The sequence below is a fragment of the Pseudomonas trivialis genome (assembly GCF_001439805.1).
Taxonomy (GTDB): domain Bacteria; phylum Pseudomonadota; class Gammaproteobacteria; order Pseudomonadales; family Pseudomonadaceae; genus Aquipseudomonas; species Aquipseudomonas trivialis.
In genome coordinates, this window is the sequence record NZ_JYLK01000018.1 from 108755 (window position 1) to 125258 (window position 16504).

Below are 16504 nucleotides of genomic sequence, written 5' to 3' on the forward strand. Positions count from 1 at the left end.
GTCAAGGGTTCCATTGGTTGGAAAGGGCCGGACGTACCGTCTTCAGGTCCGGGGAATCTTCCAGAAAGTTGTCCGGGTAGTAGCCGAAGCTGGTGACGCCCTGGCGCTTGAGCACGCCCATCCATTGCGCCATCTGCACGCCGTCGATATCCGGTGCGGCCTGGGTACGCCAGTCTTTGGCCTGCAGCTCGAACACGGTGCGTTCAAGCGCACCCGGACGGGCCTTGACGGTGGCCACCAGTTTCTCCAGCCAGGCATTGGATTGCTTCAGCGTCTGGCCTTCCATCAACGGCATGGCCATGGGTGCGGTCCAGTCGTAGGCCTGGAGGAAATCGTCGAGGTTCTGCGCGAACCACGCTTCGCTGTCGGGGTTGAGCATCGGCTCGGCGAAGATATTGCGCGCGGTCTGCACCTGCGGGCCGCCGATGGCGCGCACCCTGGCGGTCAACTCCTGGGTGAAGTCGATCAGGTAGCGGCTCTTGAAGCGGGTCCAGCGCTGCATCACGGCCGGGTCGGCACGCAACGCGGCGATGTTGCCGGGCAAGCCGTTGTCGGCGTAGGCCTTGAGCGCGGCGGGGCTGGCGTCTTCGAAATCCGTGAGCACCGCGTCGTCGTGGTAGAGCACGCCGTCGATGGCACTGTTGCGCGCCAGGTCCTCGTAGATTTCACCAATGAGCCTGCGTACCTGCGGGTCGAACGGCGACAGGCGTTTGTATTGATCGGCGTCCGTGGCCACCTGGCCGGTGTGCGGATCCCACCGCGTAACGCGCGGCAGCTTGGGGTCGAGGGCGAAACTCAGCACCGGCATCCAGGCATACACGGCGGCATGGGCGCGGGTGCGCAGTTGCCAGGCGACGCGGTTGAACAGGTCGGCGCGCACCGGCAGGTGGCGGTTGGGGAAGTACAGCGAGTGCACGAGGCCATCGCCCTTGGGGTCGGCGAAGGCTTGCAGGAACACGGTGCCTGCGCCCATGTCCACCACGCGCTGCACCAACTGGTCGAGGTTGCGCGCCTGCTGGGCCGGGTCCGGGTCGTAGACGTTGTCCAGGTCCACATGCAGCACGCGCATCGGCGCCTTGGCCTGCACGGCGACAATGCTGTTGGCGAAGTGCTCGCCGTCCGGGTCGGAGGCCACCAGAAAACGCGGGCTGTCCATTAGGTTGCCCAGGCTGTCGAGGCCGTCTTCCAGGGTCAGGGCCATCTGGTAGCCCTGCTCGCCGACCACCGCCAGGGACGTGCCCTTGGCCGCGCCATAAGGCCATACCCATACCCGTGGCGCCTTGCCCGTCACGCTGCGGATTTTCTGACTGATGGCCGCGACGTCAGCGCGCATCCGTGCCTGAAACTGGGCATCGGTTTCGTAGCGGCCGGTCGCCGGGTCATAGCGCATGGACGTCGCTGCGGGTTCCAGGTTGCCCTGGGGGTTGGCCAGGATGCCTTTGTGGTTGTTGTCGGTGTGCGCGGCGATTTCCACCAGGCCCGACTGGGACACTTCGCGGATCTGCTGCCAGGTGAGGAATTCACCCCGCGGTCGTGGCGCGCCGGCAAAGTCCACCGGCTTGTCGAGTGGCGTATCGATCCAGTAGCCCACCGGCGCCAGCAACGCCGGCCAGTGGTAAGCGCGCAGAATCGGCATCACGCGGGTGTAGAAGCTGGCGTAACCATCGTCGAAGCTGAGCATGACGGCTTTGGGTGGCAAGACCGGCCCGCCACGGCGCGCGGCCAGAATCTGGTCGACGCTGACCGCCTGGTAGCCGTTCTCGCGCAGCCAGGCCAGCTGCTCGATCAGGCGCTCGGTGCGCACCGCCACCACGGTCTGGTCGGGATCGCGGTCACTGACGTCGTGGTAGGCGATGCCCAGGAAATGGTTTTTCGGCCACGGCGCTTCGTTGGCCAGTGTCGGCCGTTCGGCGGGTGGAGTGAATGGCGCGGGTTGCTGGGCGCAGGCACTGGCCAGCACTACACCCAGGACCAACAAGCAACGGCTGAGGACGGTCATGGTCGGGCTCTTTTAGAAACGGTAGGTAAGGTCGACGAGCAGGCGCAGATCGCGTTCGCGATCACCGTCGTAGGGGCGGCTGATCAGGCTCAGGTTGGCGCCGACATCCAGCACGTCGTTCCAGCGAAAGCGTTGGCCGTAGCCGACCAGCCCCACCCCGCCGGTGGAATAATCGCGCTGGCTGTAGGTGCCTGCGCCGATCTGGAACTGCTGGCTCCACTGCGTCTCGTAGCGGTGATAGAGCACGTGGTTGATGTTGAGCACGGGCAACACCGTGAGGTCGGATTTGGGGTTGAAGTACACCGCGTCCTGTTTGCTGTTGCGGCTGGCGCCGACCTCCAGGCCCAAGTCCACTTGCACATGCGGCGCGCTGTAGAGACCCTGGCGGCCGCTGAGCAAGGCTTCGAAACGGTCGTTGCCATCGCTGAAATGGGACGGGCTGAGGGTCAGCTTCCACTCGCGGCTTTCATTGGCGCGCCAGCGGATAAAGCCACTGCCGCCGTTGGCCGTGACCCCGTCGTTGAGTGCGCGCAGCGGCGTGGTGCTGAGCAGGTAGCCGAGGCTGCCGCCGTATTGCCAGTTGTCGTTGATATCACGCGCAATCGACACGGCGGCGCCTTGCCTGGCGCCATCGCCATAGGAATGGTTGGACACCTCGGCCTCAATGGTCATGTCGCGGGTGCGCCGCTCCACGCCCACGCGCTGCCAGCGGTGCTGACCGGTGCCTTCGGTGAAGTCGGCGGTGGCATAACCGGCGCCGGCGAACAGGCGCCAGTCTTCGTCGATGGGCGGCGTGTAGATCACGCTTTCGATGCCCCAGTCGCGGCTGCCGGTGGCGGCGCCGGCGTCTTCATTGGGACCACCGCCGAAGCTTTTGCCGGTGTAGGCCTCCACGCGCAGTTCGGCCATGTCGTGCACGTCCCGCAATCGGCTGAGGCGCTGCACCTGACGGTTGTCCGGGTTGCGCGCGAGCACATCGTCGGTGAGCACATCGAGCTGGCGCCACTCCTGCAGATCCATCGCGGTGTAGGCCTGGGACACTTCCAGGCCGATATCGCGCGGGGCCTGGGCCTCGGTTTCCTTGAGCACGCTTTCGGCGCGCCGAGGCAAATCACGGGCGCGGTACATGTCGGCCTGGGCCAGGCGCAGGCCGACGTTGCCGGGGGCCTTGGCCACGAGGGCCTCCAGGCCGCTTTCGCTGCCCGGCAGGTCGCCGCCGTACGTGCCGGCCTGGGCGGAGAGTTGCTGCGCGTCCATCCAGTTGTCGTTGGGGTTGCCGATGGGCAGGCCCTTGAGTTCGACCCGTGGTTTCTGTTCGTTGGCCAATTGCGCGGCGACGTCGCGCGCCTGCTGCACCTGGTCGCTTTCCAGCAAGGCATAGAACAGCGCGGTGCTGTCGTCGACGCGGTAACTGGCGTCGGCATCCGGCGCGGTCAATACCTGGCGATACAGGGTCTGGGCGCGTTCCGGCTGGCGCTGCTCAAGGTAGGCGCCGGCCACCCAGCGCAGGGCGTAGGTGGGCAGTTGCACGCCTTGAGCGGTAAGGATTTCGTACTCGCGCACCACGTCGGCCGTGCGCGCACGGGCCTTGAGCGCGCCCAGGCGGTCGATGCGCCAGCGCACCACGTCGTCGTGGGCGCTGGCGTCCGGGGTCCAGCGGGTGATCAGTCGGTCGTAGTCCTGCAGCGCGCGGTCGGCCACCACGTAGCGCTCTTTCTCGGCGCGCGTGGCGTACTCGGCCAGGCGCACGCGCTCGGCGGCGAGGTCGCCTTCGAGACGGCGCTGGGTGACCGCGTCCACCAGGCCGGGACGCTGGGCCGACAGGCGCAATGCGGCCTCTGGCAAGCGCGCCTGTTGCAGGGCGATGAGGTATTCGCGGGCGACTTCAGGTTTGTCGCCGGCGCGGGTGAAGGCCTGGTCGAATTCGAACAGGGCGTCATAGTTCAAACCGGCGCGGGCCAGCGCGTAGCCCAGGGCCATGCGCCGGTTCGGGTCTTCAGGCTTGGCCGCCACCAGCGCGCGGGTGCGTTGCACGGCTTCGGTGGCTTTGCCGCCGTCGGCCTGGGTGAGGGCCAGGCCCAGTTGCAGGTCGATGTTGTTTGGCTCGCGCAGCAACGCCTGGCGATACACCGCCTCGGCCTGGGCCCATTGCTTCTGGTTGCGGTAGGTACGCGCCACCGTGGCAAGTGCCTGGGTACTGAGGTTGCGATGTTTGCCCTGGGCTTCGTACACCTTGAGCACTTCGGCATCCTGGCCGGCCCACCCGGCGATGATCAGGTGATCGCTGACCTGCCCGGGCGTCTGGCGTTCGGCGGACAACTGGCGCAGTTGGGTCAGGGCGGGGCTGAAGTTGCCATGGCGCGCCTGAATGATCAGCGCGTCGTAGGCCGGGTCGGCCGAGGCAAAGGCGGGCATCAGTAATTGGCTGCACAAGGCGACCCCGATCAGCAGACGCAACCGGCCTGAGGCACTGAGTGGTAGGTTTCGCAACATATCGTGAGCTTCCTTACACACGGAAAGCGTAACGATAGGTGTCCTGAGCGAAGCGCTTCAGGGTGCGGCGTCCACTGACGCGGCCTAGCTTTCCTGAGCGGACTATCGCTCAGGAAAGCTAGGTGAAGGCCAAATCGGAACAATTGTTCAGAATTGGGCTCCGTCGGCAGCAAACTGGAGCCTCTGTGGCGAGCGGGCTTGCCCCGCGTTGGGGTGCGAAGCGCCCCCAATCCAGTAAAACGCGGTGTACCTGATACGGCTCAGCGCCTGGTTTTGGGGCTGCTGCGCAGCCCAACGCGGGGCAAGCCCGCTCGCCACAACAAGCCCGCTCGCCAGAGGAATGTGATTGCCTGAAACGTCTTGGCTGCGTTGATCCTTACTGGGCGCGGCTGACGGCGCCGACTTTGCCCATCACGAAGCCGATGAATTGCTCAACGCTCATCTTCTGGCCATTGAAGGTCACTTCGTTGTTGGCGTAATGCAGCTTGGACACCACGTCAGTCCCGACCACCGTGGCCAGCTGGCTGCCAACCGCCATGCCGCTGATCATCTGCGACGCCATCTGCGCTTGCTGCTCGATGGCTTTAGGGTCGGTCACGCCGCCGAGCTGCGCCTGCAGGGCGGCGACGTCGGCGATCATGGGCTTGGACAGGGTGAGGTTGGCGTCCAGCAGCGACACCATTTGCTTGCCCAGCTCAACCGGCGGCAGTTCCATGCTGACGGGCTTGGCCAGGTCCAGCACGAGGTTGAACTTGCTTTCGCCATGGGTGGTTTTCAGCGACAGGTTCTCTACCGCCACTTGCGGCTTGGCGGCCAGCAGTTGGTTGACGTTGGCCTCGGCCAGGGCTTGTTCGGCTTCAGTCAGTTGCAGTTCCGGCGCTGGCTCGCCCGCAGCGGCGGCGGCTTGCACCGGTTGCATTTTTTCCTGATAGAGCTTGGTGAGCACCACCATCGACGGGATGTCGACGTCCTTCATGCTCACGGCCATGGCGGCCGAACCCACGGCTTTGCCCTGGTAACCGATCTCGTCGATCTTGTAGTCGACGCGGCCGGCCAGGTTGTTGTCCTTGATGTTGCTGGAGTCTTTTTGCTCAAAGCCCTTGAGGGTCAGCACGCTTTGCTGCGGACCGAAGGTGAACTTGGCGTCGGTCAGCTCCACGGTGTTTTGCCCGGTGTAGAAGTCGAAGGTGGACTTCTCCAGGTTGCTGGCCACGGTCAGGCCAGCCAGGTCCGCTGCGAGCGGCGTGCCGTCGCCGTCCACGGCCGTCACCTTGAGGCTGTTCATGTAGCCGTCGAGCTTGACCTTCTTGCCTTCGGCGGTGCTGTCGAAGTTGAGGTTAAGGCCGGAGAAGCTCGCCGAGGACTTGTCGTCCTTGAACTCCAGGGGCAGCAGTTCGACGTTGCCGTTGACCGAGCGGGTGTAGCCGATATTGGTCACGCCTTTGAGCGGCGACACGTCCTTGGCGGCGGCGAACCATTTTTCGCTGGTGGGGTTCTTTTCCAGCTCAAAGTGACTGGTGGCCATGACCGGCAGCCATTTGAGCGTGACCAGGCGCGAGAACGGCAGCGGGCCGTGTTCGATATGGTCGACAAACAGCAATTCGGGGTTGGGGTTGTCTTCACCGAAGACCGCGCCCTGCGCTTTCAGACGGTAGTGGGCGGTGCTGCTGAACACGCCACGGTCGAGGGAGACCAGTTCCAGGGAGACCTTGCCATCGACGCCGGCCATGGAGGTCTGCAGTTCCTTGTTGGCGTTCTGGATCGCGGTTTGCAGCACCGGCTCCAGTTGTTTACCGGTGTACCAGGCGCCGCCTGCACTGACGACGCCAACGGCGACCACAAAACTTAAAAGAACTACGGCTGGCTTATTCATGAAGTGACCTGATCAAATCCTGTGAGAAGTGGGCTGTCTTCCTTGAACCCTGTAGGGGTTGGCTCAAGCCCGTCGAAAACGGGGGAAAGATTAGCACTGGCAGCCATGAACGGCCCAGCCTTTCAGAGGCGTTTGCGCAACAGGGGTTCCGGCGTCACGTCAGTGCCGCGGTGTTGCACCTTGCGTGCGCGCACTTTCCCAGCCACCCCCCAGCGCCAGGAACAGGTCGATCTGGCTCATGGCGACCTGGGTGTTGGCGGCCGCCAGCTGCGCGCGCACATCGGTGTAGGTGCGCGTGGCTTGCAGGTCGGCCAGGAACGATGCGCGACCGGCCTGGAAAAAGCGATGGGTCTGCCCCGCCGCTTCCCTGGCGGACTCGCCGGCTTCGACCAGTGCATCACGGCGCTGCAACATGGCGGTGTATTGCGCAAGGCCGGTCTGGGTTTCGCGGATGGCATTGAGCACCACCCCGTCGAAATGCGCCAGGGCGCCCTGGGTGGCGGCCTCGGCTTCGTGGATGCGCGCGCGGGCGCCGTTGGTGGGGACGGTCCAGCTGATCATCGGGCCGAAGCCCCAGCGGTTGGTCGCCGGCGTGCCGAGGTCGTCGAGCAGGCCCACGGTGCCGACAGAGGCGCCGATGGCGATGTCCGGGTACAGCGCGCCGGTGGCCACGCCGATGCGCGCGGTGGCGGCGGCCAGTTGGCGTTCGGCCTGGCGTACGTCGGGGCGGCGTTTGAGCAAGGCGGCGCCGTCGCCTACCGGCAGCAACTGGGCGATGTGCGGCAGTTCGGCGCAACTGGCAGTGCCGGCCGGCAATTGGTCCAGCGGCCTGGCCAGCAGCATCGACAAACGAAACAGCCCGGCCTGGCGTGCGGCTTCATAACGCGGCATGTCGGCGCGCAAGGATTTGTATTGGGTCTGCGAGCGGGTCACCTGGGTTTCATCACCGCGACCGGCATCGCGCAGGCGCTGAGTGAGCCGGGTGCTCTGGCCTTGCAGGTCAAGGGACTCGTGGGCAATCGCCAGTTCCTCGTTGGCCGCGCATACCCGTGTGTACGAGCGCACCACATCGGCCACCAGGGTGATGCGGGCGATATCGGCCGCGGCCTGGGCGGCGTCGGCATTGGCCTGGGCGCTTTCGATGCCACGTTGCAAGGTGCCGAACAGGTCGAACTGGTAGGAGGTGGTAATGCCCACGCTGCCGATGTTGTCCACCGGGACCTTCTCGGGCTGCAGGAACGCCTCGCCGGACTCCTGCAGGCGCTGGGCTTCGGCCTTGGCGCCGGCGCTCCAGCCGCCGGCGGACTCGGCCTGCTGGCTCTGGAAACGCGCGCGCTGCAGGTTCGCGGCAGCCACACGCAGGTCGGTGTTGGAGGCCATGGCCTGGCGCACCAGTTCATCCAGGCGCGGGTCCTTATACAGCTTCCACCAGTCGGCCGGCACCGGCGCCGACACCACGTTGTCGCCCTCGCCCGCTATCGGCCCTTGCAGGTCTTTGCGGTTGGCGGCGGCCGTGTCCGGCAGCGAGTAATCCGGGCCCACCACCTGGCAGGCCGACAGCAGCAACCCCAGCGCGGACGTGGCCAGAAGCCGTTTCATGGTTGCTCTCCGTCGTTAACCTTGTCGCCAATGATCGACACCGTGGCCGTGCGCCCGGCGATCATGCGAAAGTCGGCCGGCACGTCGTCGAAGGCGATGCGTACCGGAATCCGCTGGGCCAGGCGCACCCAGCTGAACGCCGGGTTGACGTTGGGCAGCAGGTTGGAGCCGCTGCTGCGGTCGCGGTCTTCGATGCCGGCGACGATGCTCTGCACATGGCCGCGCAGGCGGGCGTTGTCGCCGATCACACGGATATCCACGGCCATGCCGACGTGGATGCCGTCGAGCTTGGTCTCTTCGAAATAACCGTCGATGTGGAAAGAGTTGCTGTCCACCACCGACAGCACCGGGCGCCCGGCGGTGACGAATTCCTGGCTGCGCGGCGCGCGGTCGTTGACGTAGCCGTCCACCGGGCTGCGGATCACCGAGCGATCCAGGTTCAACTGAGCCGCGTCCACGGTGACTTGCGCTTCGGCCAGGGCCGACTGGGCGCGGGCCACGCGGGACTGGCTTTCTTCGAGTTGCTCGCTGGGCACGAGGTTGCCCAGCCCACGGTTGCGCTTGTACTCGCGCTGGGCCTGGGCCAGGGTTTCCTGGCGGTCGGCCACGGCGGCGCGGGCCTGGCGCAGGGCCAGTTTGAAACGGTCTTGGTCGACGGCGAACAGCACTTGACCCTTGGTCACTGGCTGGTTGTCGTGCACGTCCACGCGCTGGATCAGCCCGGACACGTCCGGCGCAATCTGCACGATGTCGGCACGGATGTGGCCGTCGCGGGTCCAGGGGGCAAACATGTAGTACATGACCATGCGCCACACGACGACGACCGCGAACGTCACGATCAACAGCGTGAGGACCACACGGCCGAGGGTCAAAAAAGGTTTTTTCATGTCATCAGGTATCGACTGAGTGAGTCCACCGCGCCCAGCATCAGCGCGTAGAGCCCCACATTGAACAATGCCCGGTGCCAGACCAGGCGATAGAAGTGCATGCGCGTCAACAGCCCGTGCACCACCAGAAACAACAGGTACGTAATGCCCATCAGCACCAGCAGCGTGGGCAGGAACACCCCGCTGATATCCAGATCACCGATCATAAAGGCGCTCCCTCCGGCAGCGGCGCTTCCAGCTCCGTGCCACCAATGAATTCGACCCCCGGCAGCAGCGCCAGGCGCAGGCCGGCCAGCGCGTGCAGCAGGTGCAGGCGGGTGTCGTCGGCGTCCTGCAGGCCCTGGCCGTTGAGGGCGCGACGGGTGCGGTCGAGTGTCATCAGCAGACCGCTGGGCGCGGGCAAGCGTTCACCCGCCTTGAGACAGGCCTTGAAGTAGCCGCCCACGCCTTCCACCACCTGGTTGAGCAGCACCCGGGGCACGCCGAGGATGCGTGGCGAGTAGGCCAGCAAGTCGAGCAGGTTCAGCGCCACGCGCAAGTCGCGCAGGGCGATGCCAGTGTCTTGCCCGGTGAGGGCCAGGCGTGGCAGGTGTTGCATCAGGCGGTCGAGCATCTGCGCGGCCATGTGCCGATGCTCGGCCAGGGTGGCGGGTTCGGTGAGGCTGACGATGTCGCGCCAGCTGAACCGGGTGAGGCGCTTGGCTGCCAGCTCGGCGCCGAAGGGCCGCGCGATCAGCGTCCATACAAAGGCGAACAGCAGGCCCACGGGCCCGGCCAGATTGACGTTGGCGAAGTTGAGAAAATCGGCGTCGTAGGCACCCTGGATGCTGATGAACGACGAGGTGTTGACCAGCGTCAGCAGCATGCCCAGGTAAAAGCGCGGCTGGACCGTGAGGGTGCCGATGCAGATGAACGGCACGGCGAAGGCCAGCACCAGCATCGGGAAGTCATGCAGGTTGGGCAGCACCAGAAACAGGTACAGGCTGGCGAACAGCACCGACATGGCGGTCCAGAAAAAGAACCGGTAAATCTGCGGCGCCGGGTCGTCCATCGTGGCGAAGAAGCTGCATGCGACGGCGGCGAGGATCACCGCGCTGCCGCCGTCGGTCCAGCCCAGCAGGATCCACAGCACCGAGGCGACGATGATCGCGCTGACGGTGGAAAACGCCGAGTAGAACATCAGGCCCCGGTCGAGGAACGGCGTCAGCCGGCCCAGGCGCCAGTGACGGTACACGGCGCGCCAGGTGTCCTGGCTTTCGCACTGGATGGCGGCTTGCAGGCTGCGGCAGTCCTGCCACAGGTCGACCCACTCGGCCAGGCGATAGAGCGCGTTGGAGAACAGCAACGTGTGGCGGTCGTTGAGTGCGTCGCCCTGGGGTTGCGCGGCGTCGATCTGGTCGCGCAACAAGCGCCAGCGCTCAAGGGGCGCGGTGTCGGTGGTGCCTTGCAGCCAGGCATCGGCCGCTTGCAGCAAGGGCATGAGGCGCTCGAGAAACTCGGGGGCGCGATGTTCGATGGCGTACACCGCGTCGTCCAGCGCGTCGATCACCGGCAGCAGGTGAATCATGCGCCCGCGCAGTTCCTTGGTGTTGCGCACCGTCTGGGGCCGCGCGCCTTCATGGGGCAGTTGGCCGATCATCAGTTCAAGGGTGTTGAAGGTGGCGACCATGCCGCCACGCAGGTTGCTGACTTCCTCGATGTCGACGTTGCGCGTGAGAAAGCGCTGACTGTAGACCTGCGCGTCGGCAAACCACTTGGTCACCGAACCGTCGAACACCGGCATCAGCCGACGCGGCCAGAACATCGCGCCGACCACAGCGGCCACGACGATGCCGAGGAAGATCTCCTCGGTGCGCGCTTCGGCCACGTTCCACACTGCCAGGGGGTTATCCACCACGGGCAGCGCGATCAGCGGCAGCGTGTAGCCGGCGAGCATCAGGGCATAGTTGTTGGCGGTGCGCAGGTGCATGGAGAGGAACAGCAAGGTGCCGGTCCACAGCGCAATCACCACCACCAGAATATAGGGCGACTGCACGAACATCGGCACGAACAACACCGCCGCCGCCGCGCCCATCAAGGTGCCGATGGCGCGGTACAGCGCCTTGGAACTGGTAGGGCCGACGAATGGGCTGGAGACGATGTACACGGTGGCCATCGCCCAATATGGACGCGGCATTTGCATGAGCATGGCGATGTACAGCGCGATCATCGACGCCGCGAAGGTGCGCACGCCGTAGAACCAGTCGCGGGCCGGCGGCATGCCGGTAAAAAATCCGTTCAAGGCGCCACCGCCCCCGCCGCTTCGAAGGCGCGCAGCACGCGCAACGCGGCTTCGAGGTCGCTGCGGGGAATGTCGGCCAGCACTTCGCGGCGCAGGCGCACCAGTTGCGCTTCCACCGCCTGCACCCGCTCACGCCCGCGCTCGGTGAGGCTCAAGGCTTTGGCGCGGCGGTCGTGGACGTCTTCGGTACGGCACACATAGCCGCCGCTGCACAGCTGGTCGAGCAGGCGCACCAGCGACGGGCTTTCGATGCCGGAGGCCTGGGCCACCTTGACCTGATGCACGCCGTCGCCCAGGCGGCCGATCATCAACAGCGGCACGGCACAGGCTTCGGAGATGCCATAGCTGACCAGCGTGGCCTGGCAGATTTTGCGCCAGTTGCGGGCGCCCACCACCATGCTGCTGCTGAGGTTCATCTGAAGGTGTTCAAGGGATTGGGACACGGGATTGTTCGCATACAGTTAGTTTGCTAACTATCAATATGGTGGAAGCTGGCTTGAGCGTCAAGTTTTGAAACAATTTGGCGGATGGGTGGTGGCAAAAAATGTGGGAGGGGGCTTGGCTCCGGGGCTGTCGCGTCGAAGCCCAAGCCCAGTCTAGGGACAGCCCTCGGGCAACATCGACGGCACATTGCACAACACAAACAACCGCGCCCTGGCGCCACCGCCGTCCTGGCGACTGAGTTCGCGCCAGCCGTTCGGCAGCGGCGCGAATTCATCCGGCGCTTCGTTGCTGCTGATCAGCCATACGCGCCGGGTGCCGGCGGGCAGTGACGAGAGGTGGTCGAGGTAGATGCGCCCGCCGTCCTGATCCACCAGGGTGCCGAAGCCGTAGGCGTTCGGTCGCGTTGGCGTGCCGTCGGGTTTGGGCGGGGTGTAGAGCTGCAGTTGGGCGTCGGTCTGGTCGTAATAGACGTAGCTGAGGTACCACATCATGTCGCTGAGCACGATGCGATCGTCTTCCTGGTAGTTGCGATTGACGAACTCCACCGGCACGTTGAACTGGTCCTGCTCGTCCACCGTGAAGTTGTTTTTCAGCCCAACCAGTTCCACCCCCACCAGCAACACGAACAACGCCGCGCCCCACCACGATCCGCGGTCGATGAGCAGCGCCAGCAGGATCGACAAGCCCAGGGCATACACCGTGAGATAGCGCTCAATGAACACCGGCGAAATAAACGACACGGCGTAGACCAGCAGCAGCGGCAGCAGGAAAAACAGCGCCAGCAGGCTGGCAGGTCGATAGGGTTGGCGATCACGCCAGACGCTGACGCCAACCAGCGCAATCAATAGCAGGGGGAAACCCCAGAACAGCGGTCGCCACAGCGCCAGGCCTTCATCCTGCAACATGAATTGCCAGACCATCGATGGCACAGACAGCGCATTGACCGGATCTTCCCAGCCAATGTCACCGCCGACCTTGAGCTGGTCGACGTGCTGCACCAGGTCCAGCAGGCCTGGCAACCAGGGCAGGTACGCCAGCACAATCGCGACGTTGGTCGCCCACCATGCCCGGCGCGCGATCAGGCGCTGACCGCAGGTGCCCAGCACCCCCAGATACGCCCAATGCACCAGCACGCACAGGGCGGTGAAGTAATGGGTGTAGAAACCTGCGGTCATCAGCAGCCCATAGGCCACCAGGTAGCGCGTGCGTTCGGGTTGGCGCACCCAGTACACCAGCGCCAGCGTGGCGCCCAGCAGCCAAACGCCCAACAGCGAATACATGCGCACTTCCTGGCTGTACCGCACCGCCGTCGGCAGCAGCGCCAGCAGTACGCCGGCCAGTACCGCCGCGCGCCGGGTGGACAGCTGCCGCGTGAGCCAGATGCCCAGGCCCACGGCGATCGCGCCCGGGATGGCGCTCATGGCCCTGATCGACCCAATGCTGTCGCCGAACAGTTCGATCCAGCCGCGCAGCAGGAAGAAGTACAACGGCGGGTGTACATCGTGGGCCGCGTGAAACCACAGGTCGTCCACGGCGTATTCGCTGAGCAACAGGCTTGAGCCCTCATCGCCCCAGATGGCCGACGCCGTCAGGTTGTAGAACCGCAGGGCCATCGCCAGCGCCAGGAGCGGTACCCACCAAAGCTGGCTGATCCAGCCGGCCCGCTCCCAGCCAAGTCGGTTGAGCGCGGGCAATGCCGCGATTTTTTCGTTTTGCTCTACCACAGACCGACGCACCTTGATTCCCCTGCCACTGCTCTGATTGCCGACACGCAAACCCACGCCACTTTAGGACAAATGCCCCCGATTCGCTTGTGCAATCGGACAAATCGGCCAATTGCGCAGGACTTCACCGAAGCGCTGGTCGGATCACGCTATGATTGCCCTCCTCCAAGGACTCAGGCTCAAGGGCATCTTATGCGCATCGGTTTTCTGTCACCCCTGGCACTGGCACTGCTCGCCGGTATTTCCCAGCAGGCGTTGGCCAGCTCGGACGACTCGTGCTACCCGGACTGGCGGGTGTCGCGTGACAGCCTGGACCCGTGCAACAACCTGCCCTTTCTGAGCCCGGGCAACGACAGCCGGGTGAACCTGCGCCTGCTGCTGTCCGACAAAAAAGTCGCAGCGCTGGCCCCCAATGCCCTGGACGACACCGACCGGGCCGAGGGGTACGGCCAGGTGCCGTTTGCGGTGTATCGCCTGAGCCCTGTTGCTGCCGGCGACGACGAACCCGATGACAAGCCAGACGACTCGCGCACCGCTGAACTGGACACGCTGCTCAAGACCCTGGGCATCAAGCGCGAGGACTACAAAACCGCCGGCGAAGCGTTTTTGAGCGGCGAAGGCAGCCGCTGCCGCAGCAACGACGATGACAGCGCCACGGCGTTTGTCAGCCAGGTGATCAAGGCCGATATGCCGGATACCGAACGCGTGCTGCTGGCCAGGGCGCGCCTGCAATTGCTCACCGCCTGCAGTTGGGAGGGCGCGGTGGTCACCGGCGAAATCGAGTCCCCGAACGGCCGCCTGCTGCGCACCTACCTGCAAGCCGCCGCCGACTTCTACAGCGGACGCTTCAGTGAGGCCGAACGCGGTTTTGCCGCCGCCAGCGGCTCAACCCTGCCGTGGCTGCAGGAAACCGCGCTGTACATGACTGCGCGCACCGCGCTGAATCAGGCCCAGGCCGAAGCGTTCGACGAATACGGCATGCCGCAGCGCGAGCATGTGGATAAGTCCGCGCTGGGCAATGCCGAAAAGGGCTTGCTCGGCTATCTGCACACTTATCCACAGGGCCAGTACGTGACTTCCGCCCGGGGCCTGTTGCGCCGTGTGCATTGGCTGGCCAATGACGATGGCAAGCTCGCCGAGGACTTCGCCTGGCAAATGACCGAAGCCACCGCCGAGCAGCGCAATGTGTCCCTCGATGAACTGGTGCAGGAAGCCGACCTCAAGCTGTTGATCGACAGCAACGGCAGCCTCAAGAACCCGATGCTGCAGGCGGTCAACGACCTGATGCTGATGCGCGCCGAGACGCCGCCCAAACTGACCCGCGCCGACCTCGACAAACAGAAGGCCACGTTTGCCGACGAGCCGGCGCTGTACGCCTACCTGCAAGCGGCGTTTGCGTTTTACGTGGAGCATCAGCCCGAGGCCGCCCTGAAACTGCTGCCCAAGGATGTGCCGTCGAGCCTGGATTACTTCGCCTTCAGCCAGCAGACCCTGCGCGGCCTGGCCCTGGAAGCCGGGCAGAATTGGAAAGCGGCGCAAGCCCTGTGGCTGCAACTATTGCCGCTGGCCAAACAGCCCCTGCAACGCGACCAGCTGGAGCTGGCCCTGGCGATGAACTACGAACGCAGCGGCGAGTTGACCAAGGTGTTCGCGGCCGACTCGCCGATCAGCGCCAACAACGTGCGCTACCTGCTGCTGCGCAGCGTCGCCGGCCCCGACCTGCTGCGCCAGCAGATCGCCAAGGCCAGCGACCCGGTGGAACGCCACACCGCGCAATTCGTGCTGCTCTACAAGGACCTGCTGCGCAGCCAGTTCGCCACCTTCGCCGACGACCTCAAGCAACTGCCGGCCACGCCGCCTGAAGACAAACTTGGCACCAGCCTCGGCTACACCTATGGCGGCGGGCAAACCTTGAAACTGTTCCAGTGGAACGGCGACAAAGCCGAGTCCGGCTACACTTGCCCGAGCATCGCGCAAACCGCCGCGACCTTGCAGAGCGACGCGAAAAACCCGCAGGCGCTCAATTGCTTCGGTGAGTTCATCCTGCGCAACAGCCTGGACGGCATGCCACTCGAGCAAGCCCGTGCCGCCGGCAGCCTGGGCAGCAGCGCGTCGAACTTCAGCGGTGAAACCTTCTCGCGCCTGGACGGCTACAAACAGGTGATCGCCAACCCCAAGGCGCCGAAAACCGACAAGGCCTACGCGCTGTTTCGCGCCATCAACTGCTACGCGCCCGCCGGCTACAACAGCTGCGGCGGCGAAGACGTCGCGCCGGCCGTGCGCAAGGCCTGGTTCCGCCAGCTCAAGACCGGCTTCGGCGACACCCGGTGGGGCAACGCCTTGCAGTACTACTGGTGAACCACCTGTGGCTGGGCCTGCTGTTGCTGGCAAGCCCGGCCTTCGGTGCCGTCGACGCCCGCGACTATGACGCCTTCTGGCTGTGGAGCGGCGTCACGCCGCAGCCGGTGCTCAAACAGGCGAAGACGCTGTACATCCTTCAGGGCCAGATCAACGCCACCCGCCGCACGCCTACCGTGCGTTTGATCGCCCAGGGCATGAGCGTGCCGCGTATCACCCAGGGCGAGGTCTGGATCGTCTACCGCGTCCACACCCTGCACTGGCCGGAGCGGGTCTACGCCCAATTGCTCGGCCAGGTGCAACGCTGGCGCGACGCGGGCAATCCGGTGGTCGGCATCCAGATCGACTTCGACGCCCGCACCCAATACCTGCACGAATACGCGGAGTTTCTGCGCGACCTGCGCCAGCGCCTGCCGGCCGACCTGCGATTGAGCATCACGGGTCTAATGGATTGGGGCAGCAACGCCGATCCCGCTGCCATCGCCCAGCTCAAAGGCGTGGTGGATGAAGTGGTGGTGCAGACATACCAGGGACGGCACAGCATCCCGGATTACGCGGCGTATCTGCCGAGGGTGAGTCGGATGGGGGTGCCGTTCAAGGTGGGCTTGATTCAGGGTGGCGAATGGCAGGCGCCGGCGTACTTGCGCGAGAGCGAGTGGTTTGGCGGGTATGTGGTGTTTTTACGCAATCCTTAGCGCTGCAAATGGGCTATTTCAGGCAACCCCATTCCTGTGGCAAGCGGGTGTGTTGTGGCAAGCGGGCTTATTGTGGCGAGCGGGCTTGCCCCGCGTTGGGGTGCGAAGCGCCCCCAATCCAGCAAAACACGGTATACCTGAACCAGCGCGG

11 protein-coding genes are annotated in these 16504 nt (G+C 65.1%); 2 read left to right on the forward strand and 9 right to left on the reverse strand.

What is annotated here, in order from left to right; genetic code table 11:
* Position 1: 1 nt before the first annotated feature.
* The 9 genes from pgaB to TU79_RS21770 form a co-directional block, all read right to left on the reverse strand.
* Positions 2-1999, reverse strand: coding sequence for a poly-beta-1,6-N-acetyl-D-glucosamine N-deacetylase PgaB (gene pgaB, locus TU79_RS21730; protein ID WP_057009922.1), 1998 nt, complete (start codon positions 1997-1999; stop codon positions 2-4).
* Positions 2000-2011: 12 nt separating this feature from the next.
* Positions 2012-4492: a poly-beta-1,6 N-acetyl-D-glucosamine export porin PgaA gene (pgaA, locus tag TU79_RS21735; protein ID WP_057009923.1), complete on the reverse strand. Its 2481-nt coding sequence runs from the start codon at positions 4490-4492 to the stop codon at positions 2012-2014.
* Between the two features lie 376 nt (positions 4493-4868).
* A complete protein-coding gene (locus TU79_RS21740) occupies positions 4869-6365 on the reverse strand; it encodes a YdgA family protein (protein ID WP_057009924.1) in 1497 nt (498 codons plus the stop codon).
* 159 nt (positions 6366-6524) lie between these two features.
* Positions 6525-7964, reverse strand: coding sequence for an efflux transporter outer membrane subunit (locus tag TU79_RS21745; RefSeq protein ID WP_057009925.1), 1440 nt, complete (start codon positions 7962-7964; stop codon positions 6525-6527).
* Entirely contained in the window at positions 7961-8851 is an 891-nt protein-coding gene (locus TU79_RS21750) for an efflux RND transporter periplasmic adaptor subunit (RefSeq protein ID WP_057009926.1), read from the reverse strand. Before TU79_RS21750 ends, TU79_RS21745 begins: the two co-directional genes overlap by 4 nt.
* Positions 8848-9057 carry a DUF1656 domain-containing protein gene (locus tag TU79_RS21755; RefSeq protein ID WP_003231009.1) on the reverse strand — a complete coding sequence of 70 codons (210 nt, stop codon included), beginning with the start codon at positions 9055-9057 and terminating at the stop codon, positions 8848-8850. Before TU79_RS21755 ends, TU79_RS21750 begins: the two co-directional genes overlap by 4 nt.
* Positions 9054-11132, reverse strand: a complete 2079-nt coding sequence (locus tag TU79_RS21760) for an FUSC family protein (RefSeq protein ID WP_057009927.1) — start codon at positions 11130-11132, stop codon at positions 9054-9056. The genes TU79_RS21755 and TU79_RS21760 overlap by 4 nt, the downstream gene beginning before the upstream one ends.
* A complete protein-coding gene (locus tag TU79_RS21765; RefSeq protein ID WP_057009928.1) occupies positions 11129-11548 on the reverse strand; it encodes a MarR family winged helix-turn-helix transcriptional regulator in 420 nt (139 codons plus the stop codon). Before TU79_RS21765 ends, TU79_RS21760 begins: the two co-directional genes overlap by 4 nt.
* Positions 11549-11728: 180 nt before the next feature.
* Positions 11729-13312, reverse strand: coding sequence for a glycosyltransferase family 39 protein (locus TU79_RS21770; protein ID WP_057009948.1), 1584 nt, complete (start codon positions 13310-13312; stop codon positions 11729-11731).
* A gap of 180 nt (positions 13313-13492) precedes the next feature.
* On the opposite strand from TU79_RS21770, the gene TU79_RS21775 reads away from it, so the two are divergent.
* On the forward strand, positions 13493-15658 hold the full coding sequence (locus TU79_RS21775; RefSeq protein ID WP_057009929.1) for a PA5441 family protein: 2166 nt from the start codon (positions 13493-13495) through the stop codon (positions 15656-15658).
* Positions 15655-16353, forward strand: coding sequence for a DUF3142 domain-containing protein (locus TU79_RS21780; protein WP_057009930.1), 699 nt, complete (start codon positions 15655-15657; stop codon positions 16351-16353). The genes TU79_RS21775 and TU79_RS21780 overlap by 4 nt, the downstream gene beginning before the upstream one ends.
* The last annotated feature ends 151 nt before the right edge of the window (positions 16354-16504 follow it).